The sequence below is a fragment of the Stenotrophomonas sp. 2619 genome (assembly GCF_040548725.1).
Classification (GTDB): domain Bacteria; phylum Pseudomonadota; class Gammaproteobacteria; order Xanthomonadales; family Xanthomonadaceae; genus Stenotrophomonas; species Stenotrophomonas maltophilia_AP.
The window spans coordinates 1-13,608 of the sequence record NZ_JBEPSF010000007.1 but is presented as its reverse complement, the minus strand read 5'-3'; the positions used below and the strand labels follow the sequence as shown (position 1 = coordinate 13,608).

Genomic DNA, 13,608 nt, shown 5'->3' with positions numbered 1-13,608 from the left:
CGGGCGCCAGAGCAGGTCAGTGCACGTTGCAGATGCACTGCCCCACCCAGGGCGCCCGCTGTTCTACCGAAGCATCAGGTCGGCGCGAAACCGCGTGCGCTCTTCTTTTCATTCTTCTCTGCCTTCTTTTCCTTGGCAGTCTTGGCAGGCTTCTTCTTCTGCTCTTTCTGCTTGTCCATACCCTTGGCCATTGCAGTGTTCTCCGGTGGTGGTGGGGCGGAGCATGGCACATCTGGTGGCGGCCACGGGTGTTGTCGTGGCCCGTGGTGATGGGCTGGCCGGGCGCGGCCCCCACCCAGGCCGCGGCCGACCCTGCGCGGCGGCCCCGGATGGGTGCAGAATGGCCCCCTATCGTCGAGCGCCGCGTCCATGACCATCCCCCAGATGGATGATGTTTTTCACCAGATCGTCGAGCTGTCCCTGGACTCCATCAAGGAAGTCTCACTGGACGGCACGGTCAGGTTCGTCAACGCCCACGGGCTGGCCCGGGTGGCGGCGGAGAATGCCGAGCATGTGATCGGCGCGCAGTGGGCGTCGCTGTGGCCGGAGGAGGAACACCACAAGGTGGCCGACGCCCTGGCCGCTGCCGCGCGCGGCGAGCGCCGCCAGTTCGAGGCGGAGTGCCTCACGCCCGCCGGCGAGCACCGTTTCTGGCTGGTTTCCACCAGTCCGCTGCGCGACGAGGAGGGCGAGGTGCGCGGGTTGCTCGCGGTCAACCGTGACGTCACCGCCCGGCACCGGGCCGAGGCGGCGCTGCGCACCCTGACCGCGGCGCTGCGCGAACACGCCCCGTCGATGGTGGGAACGGTGTTCACCGACGAGCTCAACGCGCAGTTGGCCAACGCCCAGCAGCGCAGCACCGAGCTGCAGGGCGAGCTGGACATCGCCCGGGTCGCCCAGCGCGTGGCCGAGACCGTGGCCGCGCAGGCGCAGAAGGGCGACGCGGTCGGGCAGCTGCTGGCCGGCACGGTGCACGACCTCAACAACGTGCTGCACGTGGCCGGCACGGCGATCGAGATGGTGCGCACGCACGGGCAGCTGGTGGAGCGCGATGCCAGCCTGCTGCAGATGGTAGACCGGGCGGTGCAGCAGGGCGCGGCGATGTCGCAGCGCCTGCTGGGGTTTGCCCGCCACCACCCCTATCGCCCGCAGTTGGTGGACGTGGCGCGGATGATGGACGAGCTGCTGCCGCTGCTGCAGCAGGCCGCGGGCGCCGGCATCACGCTGGCCTACCACCCGGAAATCACCCAGGCGCTGGTCCAGGTCGACCTGCACAGCCTGGAACGGGCGGTGATGAACCTGGTCATCAACGCGCGCGATGCCTGTGGTGAACGCGGCAACGTCACCCTGTTGCTGGGGGAACGGCAGGTGGATGAAGTGCCCGTGGAGGAACCGCACAAGCCCGGTGCGTACATCGTGCTCAGCGTCCAGGATGACGGACCGGGCATCGCACCGGAGGTGCGCAAGCGATTGTTCGAAGCCTACTTCACCACCAAGCCTGCCGGCATGGGCACCGGGCTGGGGCTGGCCCAGATTCGCGGCACGGTGCGCCAGGCCGACGGATTCGTCGAGATCGATTCGGTCCCGGGGGAAGGCGCACGATTCACGCTGGGGATCCCGCGCGCATGAGGTCCGGGCCGCCGTGAGCGGCGGCAGCGTCCGCGTTTTCCTCAGTGGCGAGCGGTGACCTAGCGGCGAGCGGTGACCTAGTGGCGGTGCAGGTGCGTGTCGTCCCCGCTTGCACCCGGTGCCTGGGGGATGTCACCCACGGCCGGTATCAGCCCGTGTTCGACGCGCCGCACGAAGTCGGCAAAGCGCGCGCCGGAAATGGCCTGGCGGTTCTTGCACCGCTCGCAGGTGAGCACGGCCGCACCATGGGCCACGTTGACCAGGCCCGGCGCGCCGGACAGGCTGAGGATGGCGTGACACTGCAAACACTGGGCACGCACGAAGGTCAACCGGCTCAGCGCCTGCGGATCCTCCTGGCTGGCGTCACCGATTACATCCAGCAGGTAGAACAGGCCTGTATTGGGCATCCACTTGGTTCCTCGACGATGCACCTTGAGCGTACTGCCGGAGCCGATCAAGGTCCGGTGAATTCCCGGCCCAAGGCAGTGACGTGATGCCTCAGCCCACTTCGTCGGCAGGCGATCCCGCGCGGCAGGCGGCCACCAGGTGGGCGGCGGCCTCGGCCACCATCGGCCGGGCAAGGTGATAGCCCTGTGCCTCGTCGCAGCCCCATAGGCGCAGCAGTGACAGCTCCGCTTCGGTCTCCACGCCTTCGGCCACCGTGCGGTAGCCCAGCTGCCGGGCCAGCTTGATGATCGCCTCCACTTTCAGCCGCGCGGTGCGTGACTGGGCCATGCCGGTGACCAGGCTGCGATCGATCTTGATCAGCGACACCGGCAGTTCGCTGAGGTAACTGAAGTTGCTGTAGCCGCTGCCAAAGTCGTCGATGGCGATGCGGATGCCGGCGGCGGCCATCGCGCGCAGTTGCGGCAGGGCAGACGGATGGCCCTGCAGCCATTCGCCTTCGGTGATTTCCACTTCCAGCAACGACGCAGGCACGCCGTGTGTGGCCAGCTGCGCCGACAGCATGTCCCACAGGCCGGCATCATCGAAGTCACGTGCCGACAGGTTCAGCGACAGCCCGAAGCCGGGCAGCGTGTGTCGCCAGCGCGCCAGCTGGGCCAAGGCATGGTCCACCACCCAGCGGCTCATCGTCGGCATCAGCGCGGTGCGTTCCAGTACCGGAATGAACTCGCCCGGCCCGACCGGCCCCAGCATCGGGTGCACCCAGCGCAGCAGCGCTTCGGCAGCCACCGGCAGACCGTCACTCAGCGCGAAGCGCGGTTGGTAGACCAGGTTGAACTGATGCTGCGCCAGGCCGCGCGCTGCGTCGGAGGCCAGCCGGTAGCGGCGACGCAAACGTGTATCGCGGTCGGCCGAATACCAGCACCGGCCCGCGTCGGTCTGGATGGCGTGGTTCATGGCCACCAGGCATTTGCGGATCACATCGCCGGTTTCCACCTGGGTGGCCTGGAAATTGCAGACGCCGGCGTGGAACTGCGGCGACATCGGGATGCTGCCGGCCAGCAACGGCCGCCGCAGGCGCTCACGCAGGCGGTCGAGCAGTGCGTCCACCTGCGCATGGTCCTGGCCATTGAGCACGAACGCGAAACGGCTCACGCCCACGTGATAGGCCTCGGCCTGGTCCTGCAACACGTGCTGCACGCGCAGGGCGGCCTGCCGCAACAGGGTCTCCACCGGCTTCATGCCCAGCGCCTGGCCGGCATCGTTGGCGCTGTGCACGTCGAACACATCCAGCAGCACGGCGGTGAACTGGCCGCCGTCGCCGCGCCGCGCCAGCAGGTCCAGATCGGCCTGGAACTGCTGGCGGTTGGGCATTCCGGTGACCTGCTCGCGGCGGCCCATCGACACCTTCAGTTCCATCTGCGCCATCACCACCCGCGCCAGGGTCTGCAGCTGCTGGGTTTCCAGCGGCGACAGCACCCGCGGCACACGGTCCATCAGGCACAGCGTGCCCAGCGCAAGCCCGCTCTTGGTCACCAGCGGTGCGCCGGCATAGAAGCGCAGCTGCTCAGCGCCGGTCACCAGGGCGTTGGTGGCAAAGCGTGGGTCCTCGCGCAGGTCGGCCACCTGCATCACCTGGTCGGACTGGATTGCCCAGGCGCACACCGAGGCATGCCGGTCGGTGCGATCCAGGGCCAGCCCGACGCGCGAGATGAAGCGCAGGCTGTCGGCATCGATGATGGAGATCAGCGCGATCGGAACGCCGAAGGTGAAGGCGGCAAGTTCGGTGATCGGGTCCAGCGATTTTCCCAGCGCCGGATCCATCACGTTCAAGGCGTCGATCAACGCAACCCGCTCACTCTCGTCGCTTCTGTCCCACATGCACTGCGCCTGTCGTCCCCTGTCTTCAGGCTACTATCCCGCGCGGCGTGCGCAACGCCCGTGAAGTGTCGTACAGCGCATGGCGCAAGGATGAAGCGTTCACGATGACTCAGCCGCGCATGGCCCGCGCCAGCACCTTGAACACGCGTGTGTCCTGCGCCTGCGCCGCGTTGAAGCGCAGGAAGCTGGGTGCACCCAGCGACGGGCTGAAGGCGTTGCCCGGCGCCAGCACCACGCCGTCGGCCAGGCTGCGCTGCGCGATGGCGGCGGCGTCCATGCCATCGGGCAAACGGCACCACAGCAGCATGCCGGCCTGCGGCACGATCCACGGCTGGATACCCAGCGCGGCCAGTCGGTCCAGGGTGACCTCGCGCGCGGCGGCCAGGCGCGTGCGCACGGTCTCTACGTGGCGGCGGTAGCCGCTGTCGGTGAGAGCGGTGAGCAGGATGTCGGCGGCCAGGCGACCGCCGCCGAAACTGGTGGCGATCTTCAGGTCGGCCAACGCGTCGATCCACTCCGGTCGTGCGGCGATGAAACCGCAGCGCACCGCGGCAGACAGCGTTTTGGAAAAGCTGCCGATCTGGATCACCCGCGACAACCCGTCGAAGGCGGCCAGGCGGGGCGCGGGGCTGTGTTCGAAATCGGCGAACAGGTCGTCTTCGACGATCACCAGGTCGCTGCCTTCGGCCAGGGTCAACAGGCGGTGTGCGGTCACCGGTGAGAGCACCGCGCCGGTTGGGTTGTGCAGGCCCGAATTGGTGATGTAAAGCCGCGGCGAATGCGCCTGCAGCGCCGCGCCGAACGCCGCCACATCCGGCCCGTTGGGCGTGTACGGAATGCCCACCACCTGCACCCGGTGTGCCTTGAGCAGGGCCAGGAAATTGAAATAGCAGGGGTCATCGACCAGTACGGTGTCGCCGGGCTGCAGCAGGAAACGGCAGATCAGGTCGACGGCATGCGAGCCCGACTCGGCCAGCAGGATCTGCTCCGGTGCTGCGTCCACCCCCTGGCCGGCCAGCCGACGTGCCAGCAGCTGGCGCAGCGGCGGCAGGCCCAGCGGGCTGGCGTAGTCGGCCAGTGACGTGGCCGATGCGCGGGCCGCAGTGCGCAGACCGCGGCGGATGCCCTCGACGTACATCCAGTCTTCGGGCAACCAACCGCAGCCGGGCTTGAGCACGCGCGCATCGTGTTCCAGCGATTGCCGGGCCAGCCAGAGCGGGTCGACCTGGCGGTCGCGGGGCGGGTCGATGCCGCTCAGCGCCAGCGGTGCCACCGGTCCGTTGACGTGGAATCCCGCGCCGGGGCGTGAACTGATGACCCCTTCGGCCACCAGCCGCGCGTAGGCCTCCACCACCGTGGACACCGACACCTGCAGGGCCTTGGCCTGCGCGCGCACCGACGGCAGGCGCGTGCCGGGCACGTAGCTGCGGGCGTTGATGCGGGCGCGCACGCTGGACATCACGGCGGCGATGCGGGTAGGGGGTAGATCCATGTCACGGGTTCCGTACTGGGTTTTGGGGCATAACAGTTCGGTGAAAGTGTACTGGACTGTGTCTGGGGCCGGCGGGTGCCGCGTGGTCCACTGGGGGTCACTTTCAGGAACACCAGAATGGACACCACCACCCGGGGCTGGATCAACGGATTCATCGGCGTACTGATCTTCGCCGGCTCACTGCCCGCCACGCGCGTGGCGGTCGCCGACATCGATCCCACCTTGTTGACTGCCGCGCGCGCCAGCATTGCCGCCCTGATCGCCGCGGCGATGCTGCGGGTGTTGCGCCAACCGCGCCCGGCACGCACCGCGGTGGCGTCATTGCTGGTGGTGGCGCTGGGCGTGGTGGTGGGGTTCCCGCTGCTCACCGCGTTGGCCCTGCAGCATGTGTCCTCGGCGCACTCGATCGTGTTCCTGGGCCTGCTGCCGCTGAGCACGGCGGTGTTCGGCGTGCTGCGCGGCGGCGAACGGCTGCGCCCGGCGTTCTGGGGGTTTTCGCTGCTGGGCAGTGCCTCGGTCGTCGGCTACGCGCTGCTCGGCGGCGGTGCCGCGTCGTTGCAGGGCGACCTGCTGATGCTGGCGGCGGTGGTGGTGTGCGGGCTGGGCTATGCCGAAGGGGCGCGGCTGTCGCGCACGCTGGGTGGGTGGCAGGTGATCAGCTGGGCGCTGCTGCTGGCGTTGCCGCTGATGCTGGCGCTGATGTGGATGCGCTGGCCGCCCACGTTGGCCACCATCGGCGCACCGGCCTGGTGGAGCCTGGGCTACGTGTCGGTGTTCAGCATGTTGGTCGGCTTCATGTTCTGGTATCGCGGGCTGGCCCAGGGAGGCATCGCCGCGGTGGGCCAGCTGCAGTTGCTGCAGCCGTTCTTCGGGCTGGGGCTGGCCGCGCTGCTGCTGCACGAGCAGGTGAGCTGGACGATGCTGGTGGTCACCGTGTGTGCGGTGAGCTGCGTGGCCGGGGCCCGGCGGTTTGCCCGCTGAGCCGCGGCCCGGGCGCAGGGCTCTAAAGACCCATGCCCCCCACCGGCGCGGTCTCGAAACGTTCGCCGAACCCGGTGATGTGCGGCCGCGCCCGGGCGATCGCGTCCTGCACGGCGGGCAGTGCCAGTGAGCCGCGATGGTGCTCCTGGCTGTCCCACACCTCGGTGATCCACAGCGCGTCGGCGTCGGTGGGGTCGCGGGCCACCACGTAGCTGCGGCAGCCGGGCATGGCATCGGTACCCTCCAGGAGGATCGCGATGACGGCATCGCGCTGCCCGGGGGCAATCAACATCCTGCCGATCAAACCGTACATGCCTGCCACCTGTCGCCGGGATCCAGCGGGCATCGTGCGCGCGGCGTGCGCAGCCGGTCAACCGGCGTTGAGCCGACCCCACCGCTGCGCTATCCTGCGCGCCGCCGTTGCCCGCCCCGCTGGATAGTGATGACCCCACCCTGATGCCGCGTTGACCACGCGCCCGTGCCACTGCCGGGTTCCAGGGAGTGTCCTGTCTTCATCACACAGCGCGCCGTGCGCATCGCCGGCGCGCGGAGTCTGCCCATGTCTGTTTCCTACCCGCTGCGCCAGCAATGGCTCGGCAATATCCGCGGTGACCTGCTGTCCGGGACCGTGGTCGCGCTGGCCCTGATTCCCGAGGCGATCGCGTTTTCGATCATCGCCGGGGTCGACCCCAAGGTGGGGCTGTATGCCTCGTTCTGCATCGCGGTAGTCACCGCCATCGCCGGCGGCCGCCCGGGCATGATCTCGGCGGCCACCGGTGCGATGGCGCTGGTGATGGTGGACCTGGTCAAGGACCACGGCCTGCAGTATCTGCTGGCCGCCACCCTTCTGGCCGGGCTGCTGCAGGTGCTGGCCGGGGCCTTGAAGCTGGGCGTGCTGATGCGCTTTGTATCGCGCTCGGTCATCACCGGCTTCGTCAACGCGCTGGCGATCCTGATCTTCCTGGCGCAGATGCCGGAACTGATCGGGCGCTCCTGGCACGTGTGGGCCGTGTGCGCGGCCGGGTTGGCGATCATCTACCTGCTGCCCCGCGTGACCCGCGCGGTGCCCTCGCCGCTGGTGGCGATCGTGGTGCTCACCGCGCTGTCGATCGGGCTGCACTGGGACGTGCGCACCGTGGGCGACATGGGCGCGCTGCCTGACAGCCTGCCGGTGTTCCTGTTCCCGGACGTGCCGCTTACCTGGGACACGCTGCGCCTGCTGCTGCCGGTGTCGGCCACGCTGGCGGTGGTGGGCCTGCTGGAGTCGATGATGACCGCGCAGATCGTGGAGGACATGACCGACACCCCCAGCCAGCGCAACCGTGAGTGCGCCGGGCAGGGCCTGGCCAACATCACCGCCGGGCTGTTTGGCGGCATGGGCGGCTGCGCGATGATCGGCCAGTCGGTGATCAACGTGTCGTCCGGCGGACGCGGGCGGTTGTCGTGCCTGGTGGCCGGCGTGCTGCTGTTGCTGCTGGTGGTGTACGGCGCCGAGTGGGTGCGGCAGATTCCGATGGCGGCGCTGGTGGCGGTGATGGTGATGGTCAGCATCGGCACCTTCCATTGGCGCTCGTTCCAGGAGCTGCGCCAGCATCCGAAAAGCTCTTCGATGGTGATGATCGCCACCGTGGTGGTGACCGTGGCCACCCATGACCTGGCCAAGGGCGTTCTGACCGGGGTGCTGTTGTCGGCGCTGTTCTTCGCCCGCAAGGTGGGGCGCATGCTGCAGGTGGGCGATACGTCGCTGCCCGACGGCAGCCGCGTGTACACGGTCAGCGGCCAGGTGTTCTTCGCCTCGGCCGGCCAGTTCGCCGCCAGCATCGACCTGCAGCAGGTGCCTTCGCGGGTGGTGATCGACCTGACCGACGCGCACTTCTGGGACCTCAGTGCGGTGGCGGCGCTGGAGCGGGTGGTCGACAAGCTGCGCGCGCATGGGGCCGAGGTGGAGGTGCGCGGGCTCAACGCGGCCAGCCAGACCCTGGTCGAGCGCGTGGGGCGTTCGACCGGGCAACAGGCCGCGCGCCCCGGCGAACACTGAACGGGGTCAGGAAACGGTCCTCAACATCGGCGCGCCAGCGCCGTTATCCAGCTCAATGCCCCGATGTCTGCGATCGGGGCAAGGGCTGGCCGTGAGTTGCACCGCGCCACCCGGACCGCAATGGACTGCGCGAAGCCGTAGTGGCGCCCCCGGGTGACCGCTGATCCGACCTTTTTCCCGGAACCGCCCCCATGCCTGCGTCCCGCCCGACTTCCTCCCCGCGCCCCGGAAGCATCGCCAACCGGCTGATGCTGGGAACCGCACTGATCGCCATGCTCTGCTTCGGCATCACCGCTGCCATCAGCTACCGCGAAGCCAGCCAGGCGCTGATCGATTCATCGCGGCAGACCATGCAGAGCGAGGCCAATGCCGAATCGCGCCGGGTCGGTGCCGACCTGGCCAATGCGTTCTCCACCAGCCAGGCGCTGGCCGACAGCCTGGTGGTGCAGCACGCCACCGGCACGCTGACGCGCGCCACCGCCGCGCAGGTGCTGCAGCAGCAGCTGCGCTCGCACCCGGAATGGGTGGGCCTGGGCACGCTGTGGGAACCGCAGGCGTTTGACGGCAAGGACAGCGAGTACGTGGACGCCGAGGGGCACGATGCCACCGGCCGCTTCATGAGCTACTGGTCCTGGCAGGACGGCACTCCGGTGCAGGACGCGCTGAAGGGCTACGACGTCCCCGGTGATGGCGACTGGTACCTGCGCCCGCGCGCGCTCAAGCGCCAGGCCGTGGCCGAACCGTACAACTACGAGATCGCCGGCAAGCCCGTGCTGATGACCACCCTGTCCACCCCGGTGCTGGACAAGGACACCTTCCTGGGCGCGGTTACCGTCGACTTCGGCCTGGCCGCGTTGCAGGAGCGCCTGGCCGCGCTGCGCCCGATGGGCGAAGGCCACGTCGAACTGATTTCCCCGGGCGGCATCGTGCTGGCTGCGCAGGATGCCAAGGAGATCGGCAAGCGTCGCGACGATGCCGCCACCCGCCGGATCCTGGCCGCGGTGGGCGCCGACAAGCCCTACGAAGACTTCAGCGTGGATGCCGCCGGCAACGTGAAGGCGTATGTGCCGCTGCGCATCGGCACCAGCCAGGAGCGCTTCGCCCTGGGCGTGGTGGTGCCGCACGACCTGATCACCGCGCAGGCGCGTTCGCTGCTGTGGATCATCCTGGCCGTGGGCCTGGGCGCGGCACTGGTGCTCAGCGCCAGCGTCTACGTGCTGCTGCGCCGCCAGGCAATCCGCCCGTTGGCCGAAGCGGTGCGGTTGTCGGCCGATGTCGCCGAAGGCCGCCTGGATACCGCGCTGCCGCCGCCGCGCAACGACGAAGTGGGACGCCTGCTCGAATCGATGCAGCGCATGCGCAGCCAGGTGCGTGCGGTGATGGCCGCACAGGGTGAAATGGCGCAGCGGCATGAAGCCGGTGAGCTCAGCTACCGCATGGACGCGCAGTCCTTCCCGGGCGAATACGGGCAGATGGTGGGCGACACCAACCAGCTGGTCGGCGCCAACATCGCCGTCACCCGCCGCCTGGTCGAAGTGATGCAGCGTTACGCGGTGGGCGACCTGTCGCAGGACATGGACCGCCTGCCGGGCGAGCAGGCGCGCTTCACCGAGGCGATGGATACCACCAAGGCCAACCTGCGCGCGATCAACACCCAGATCCGCGACCTGGCCGGTGCTGCCGCGCTGGGCGATTTCAGCCAGCGTGGCGACGTGGTGCGCTTCGACCACGACTTCCGCGGCATGGTCGAAAACCTCAACACCATGATGCAGGTCAGCGACGACAACCTGCAGCAGATCTCCGCGCTGCTGCGGGCGATCGCCGCCGGTGACCTCACCGCGCGCATGCACGGCCAGTTCCATGGCGTGTTCGCGCAGATGCGCGACGACGCCGACACCACCGTGACCCAGTTGACCGACATCGTCGGCCGCATCCAGCAGGCCACGGCCAGCATCAACCTGGCCGCCGGCGAGATCGCCTCGGGCAACAGCGACCTGTCGCGCCGCACCGAGCAGCAGGCGGCCAGCCTGGAAGAAACCGCGGCCTCGATGGAGGAACTGACCTCTACCGTGCGCCAGAACGCCGACCACGCCGTGCAGGCCAATACGCTGGCGGCCAACGCGGCCGAGGTGGCCTCCCAGGGCGGGCAGGTGGTGGGCCAGGTGGTGACCACCATGGCCGGCATCGAAGCCTCGTCCAAGCGCATCGCCGAGATCATTTCGGTGATCGACGGCATCGCTTTCCAGACCAATATCCTGGCCTTGAACGCCGCCGTTGAAGCAGCCCGTGCCGGTGAGCAGGGCCGTGGTTTTGCGGTGGTGGCCTCCGAAGTGCGCGCGCTGGCACAGCGCTCGGCCGGTGCGGCCAAGGAGATCAAGACCTTGATCGACGACTCGGTCGGCCAGGTCACCCAGGGCTCGGCACTGGTGCGCACCGCCGGCGACACCATGCAGGAAATCGTCAGTGGCGTACGCCGCGTCAACGACATCATGGCCGAGATCTCGGCGGCGTCGAAGGAGCAGTCGGCGGGCATCGAGCAGGTGAACCAGACCATCACCCAGATGGACGAAACCACCCAGCAGAACGCAGCGCTGGTGGAAGAAGCCACCGCGGCCGCCCGTGCCATGGAAGAGCAGGCCCAGCACCTGGGCACCGCCGTGGCGATCTTCCGCATCGACGCCGGCGCCTCCCCGGCCCCTGCGTCGCGCCCGCACGCTGCGCCGCCGGCCAGGCGTGCCGCGGCCGCTGGACGCGGCGCAGCGCGTGAGCCGGTGCTGGCCGGCGACGACTGGCAGACGTTCTGATCCCGGCGCGCGGCGGGGGCCGCCGCGCGCTCGGCTAGACTGTGCAGGTGAACACGGCAGGTGCCCACGCACCTGCCCCGCACAGGACGGCGCATGAAACGCACTGCACGCACTCCGCCGTGTACCGGCGGCACCGATCCCGCGCCCCTGTTGTCGGTGCGCGCATGACCGGGCCCTCCAACCGGCTGGGCCTGGCCGCACTGACCGCGCTGGTGGTGGGGTCGATGGTGGGCGCGGGCATCTTCTCGCTGCCGCAGAACATCGCGCGCAGTGCCGGTCCTGGCGCGGCGCTGCTGGGCTGGGCCATCAGCGGGCTGGGCATGCTGATGCTGGCGTTCGTCTTCCAGAACCTGGCCAACCGCAAGCCGCAGCTGGACGCGGGCATCTACGCCTACGCCAAGGCAGGCTTCGGCGACTACATCGGCTTTTCGTCGGCGTGGGGCTACTGGATCTGCTCGCTGCTGGGCAACGTCAGCTTCTTCGTACTCATTTTCAGCGGGCTGGGCTACTTCGTGCCGGCCTTCGGCGAGGGCAACACCTGGCAGGCCATCGCCTGCGCCTCGGTCCTGCTGTGGGGCATGCACGCCATGGTCCTGCGCGGGATCGGCCAGGCGGCGCTGATCAACGCGGTGGTCACCGTGGCCAAGGTGGTGCCGATCGTGGTGTTCGTGGTGATTGCCGCCGTCGGCTTCCGGCTGGAGGTGTTCACCGCCGATTTCTGGGGCACGCTGTCGCTGGGCGGCCTTGGCGGGCAGCTGCGCGGGATGATGCTGATCACCGTGTGGGTGTTCATCGGCATCGAAGGTGCCAGCATCTATTCGCGCCGGGCGGCACGCCGCGCCGATGTCGGTCGCGCCACGGTGATCGGCTTCCTGGGCGTGCTGGCGCTGCTGATGCTGGTCAACCTGCTGTCGATGGGCGTGCTGGGCCAGCAGCAGCTGGCACACCTGCACAATCCGTCGATGGCGTTCGTGCTGGAAGCCATCGTCGGCCCGTGGGGCGCGCGCCTGATCATCATCGGCATGGTCGTGTCGGTGCTGGGTGCGCTGCTGGCCTGGGTGCTGCTGTGCGCCGAAGTGCTGCATGCCGCGGCCGGCGACGGCACCATGCCGGCCTTCCTGGCCCGGCAGAACGCCAACGATGTGCCGGCCAACGCGCTGTGGCTGACCAACGGGCTGATCCAGCTGTTCCTGGTGATCACCCTGTTCAGTGCCAGCACCTACACCAGCCTGGTGCTGCTGGGCGCATCCATGGCGCTGGTGCCGTACCTGTTCTCGGCCGCCTATGGGGTGCAGGTGGCCTGGCGTGGTGAAGGGTACGCAGATCCATCGGCACCGCGTCGGCGCGATCTGGTGGTGGCGGTGCTGGCCACCGTGTACGCGCTGTGGCTGGTGTATGCCGGCGGGGTGACGCAGGTGCTGCTGTCGGCGCTGCTGTATGCACCGGGCATGCTGATGTTCGCACTGGCCAAGCTGCAGCGCGGGCAGCCGGTGTTCACCCCGGTAGAGCGGGTGATTGCGGTCTGCGTGCTGGCGGTGGCGCTGGCGGCGGTGTGGGGGCTGTGGCACGGCCACCTGACGTTGGGCTGACGCGCGCGCAGCGCAGCGGTGCCATGCAGGGCAGGGCGATGGTCCGGACGGCGGTCATGCCGTGCCGTTTGGCGGCGTGCCGCGCGCGACCAGTTCGGTCAACAGGTCGATCTGACGTTGCTGCTGCTGCAGGATCTGCAGCAGCGTGTCATGGCTGACCACGTCCACTTTTTCATGCAGCGACATGATTTCCAGTTCGGCCTTGAGGTTCACTTCGTAGTCGTAGCTGGCCATCTGGCGGTCCTTCATGGCCTGCCGGTTCTGGCTCATCATGATCACCGGTGCCTGGATCGCCGCGAGCATGGACAGCATCAGGTTGAGGAAGATGTAGGGGTAGGGATCGAATGCGGTTTTGCCGAGTACTTCGCTGTTGAGCACCACCCAGATCAGGAGGGCGGCGCCGAACAGCAGGATGAATTTCCACGACCCGCCGAAGCTGGCCACCTGGTCGGCCAGTCGCTCGCCGAAGGTGGACTGGTCGGCCAGCCGTCGGTTGGGGTCGTCCACCACCGCCTGCCGTCCGATCACGCGGCGCGCGACGGCATCCAGGTCATGGGTCTGCCGGCCCAGCCAGCGGGCGGCGCGTTCGAGGCGGTCGGGGTTGGTAGGCGTGGACATGCGCAGCTCCAGGTAACGGTCGCCGGGAGCGTGAGCGGTGGTACGGAAAGACCCGGTGAGGGCCACGACGCTTTTTAGGCACAGCCGTCGGCGGGTCGGGCGCTGGGCCCCCATGCCCTTTCCGGCGAATGTCCTCCGGCGTCGGCCTGCGGCCGCCCCCTCCCCCTTTAC

General features: G+C 68.8%; 10 protein-coding genes. 5 read left to right on the top strand and 5 right to left on the bottom strand.

Annotation, left to right across the window (positions count from 1 at the left end):
- Positions 1-384 precede the first annotated feature (384 nt).
- Positions 385-1,629 (top strand): two-component system sensor histidine kinase NtrB, encoded by a 1,245-nt coding sequence (locus ABIA71_RS08525; protein ID WP_354284739.1) that lies wholly within the window; start codon positions 385-387, stop codon positions 1,627-1,629.
- Positions 1,630-1,706: 77 nt separating this feature from the next.
- On the opposite strand, the gene ABIA71_RS08520 is transcribed toward ABIA71_RS08525, so the two are convergent.
- The 3 genes from ABIA71_RS08520 to ABIA71_RS08510 form a co-directional block, all read right to left on the bottom strand.
- Entirely contained in the window at positions 1,707-2,036 is a 330-nt protein-coding gene (locus tag ABIA71_RS08520) for a hypothetical protein (RefSeq protein WP_354284737.1), read from the bottom strand.
- A gap of 91 nt (positions 2,037-2,127) precedes the next feature.
- Positions 2,128-3,915 carry a GGDEF domain-containing phosphodiesterase gene (locus tag ABIA71_RS08515; protein WP_354284735.1) on the bottom strand — a complete coding sequence of 596 codons (1,788 nt, stop codon included), beginning with the start codon at positions 3,913-3,915 and terminating at the stop codon, positions 2,128-2,130.
- A 109-nt stretch (positions 3,916-4,024) separates the two neighbouring features.
- Positions 4,025-5,407, bottom strand: a complete 1,383-nt coding sequence (locus ABIA71_RS08510) for an aminotransferase-like domain-containing protein (protein WP_354284733.1) — start codon at positions 5,405-5,407, stop codon at positions 4,025-4,027.
- A gap of 117 nt (positions 5,408-5,524) precedes the next feature.
- On the opposite strand from ABIA71_RS08510, the gene ABIA71_RS08505 reads away from it, so the two are divergent.
- Positions 5,525-6,388 (top strand): DMT family transporter, encoded by an 864-nt coding sequence (locus tag ABIA71_RS08505; protein WP_354284731.1) that lies wholly within the window; start codon positions 5,525-5,527, stop codon positions 6,386-6,388.
- Between the two features lie 22 nt (positions 6,389-6,410).
- Here ABIA71_RS08505 and ABIA71_RS08500 read toward each other — a convergent pair whose 3' ends face one another.
- Positions 6,411-6,701 (bottom strand): putative quinol monooxygenase, encoded by a 291-nt coding sequence (locus ABIA71_RS08500; RefSeq protein ID WP_354284729.1) that lies wholly within the window; start codon positions 6,699-6,701, stop codon positions 6,411-6,413.
- A 246-nt stretch (positions 6,702-6,947) separates the two neighbouring features.
- Between ABIA71_RS08500 and ABIA71_RS08495 the strand changes: the two genes are divergently transcribed.
- The 3 genes from ABIA71_RS08495 (at position 6,948) to arcD (ending at position 12,819) form a co-directional block, all read left to right on the top strand.
- Positions 6,948-8,426, top strand: a complete 1,479-nt coding sequence (locus tag ABIA71_RS08495) for a SulP family inorganic anion transporter (RefSeq protein WP_354284727.1) — start codon at positions 6,948-6,950, stop codon at positions 8,424-8,426.
- Positions 8,427-8,617: 191 nt separating this feature from the next.
- On the top strand, positions 8,618-11,230 hold the full coding sequence (locus ABIA71_RS08490) for a methyl-accepting chemotaxis protein (protein ID WP_354284725.1): 2,613 nt from the start codon (positions 8,618-8,620) through the stop codon (positions 11,228-11,230).
- Positions 11,231-11,394: 164 nt separating this feature from the next.
- Positions 11,395-12,819, top strand: coding sequence for an arginine-ornithine antiporter (gene arcD / locus ABIA71_RS08485; RefSeq protein WP_354284723.1), 1,425 nt, complete (start codon positions 11,395-11,397; stop codon positions 12,817-12,819).
- Between the two features lie 54 nt (positions 12,820-12,873).
- On the opposite strand, the gene ABIA71_RS08480 is transcribed toward arcD, so the two are convergent.
- Entirely contained in the window at positions 12,874-13,437 is a 564-nt protein-coding gene (locus tag ABIA71_RS08480) for a DUF1003 domain-containing protein (protein ID WP_354284721.1), read from the bottom strand.
- Positions 13,438-13,608 lie beyond the last annotated feature (171 nt).

Bases quoted from the DNA above. Each gene is read 5' to 3' on its own strand.
- ABIA71_RS08525 (WP_354284739.1), top strand. From the start codon at position 385: ATGGATGATGTTTTTCACCAGATCGTCGAGCTGTCCCTGGACTCCATC.
- ABIA71_RS08520 (WP_354284737.1), bottom strand. From the start codon at position 2,036: ATGCCCAATACAGGCCTGTTCTACCTGCTGGATGTAATCGGTGACGCC.
- ABIA71_RS08515 (WP_354284735.1), bottom strand. From the start codon at position 3,915: ATGTGGGACAGAAGCGACGAGAGTGAGCGGGTTGCGTTGATCGACGCC.
- ABIA71_RS08510 (WP_354284733.1), bottom strand. From the start codon at position 5,407: ATGGATCTACCCCCTACCCGCATCGCCGCCGTGATGTCCAGCGTGCGC.
- ABIA71_RS08505 (WP_354284731.1), top strand. From the start codon at position 5,525: ATGGACACCACCACCCGGGGCTGGATCAACGGATTCATCGGCGTACTG.
- ABIA71_RS08500 (WP_354284729.1), bottom strand. From the start codon at position 6,701: ATGTACGGTTTGATCGGCAGGATGTTGATTGCCCCCGGGCAGCGCGAT.
- ABIA71_RS08495 (WP_354284727.1), top strand. From the start codon at position 6,948: ATGTCTGTTTCCTACCCGCTGCGCCAGCAATGGCTCGGCAATATCCGC.
- ABIA71_RS08490 (WP_354284725.1), top strand. From the start codon at position 8,618: ATGCCTGCGTCCCGCCCGACTTCCTCCCCGCGCCCCGGAAGCATCGCC.
- arcD (WP_354284723.1), top strand. From the start codon at position 11,395: ATGACCGGGCCCTCCAACCGGCTGGGCCTGGCCGCACTGACCGCGCTG.
- ABIA71_RS08480 (WP_354284721.1), bottom strand. From the start codon at position 13,437: ATGTCCACGCCTACCAACCCCGACCGCCTCGAACGCGCCGCCCGCTGG.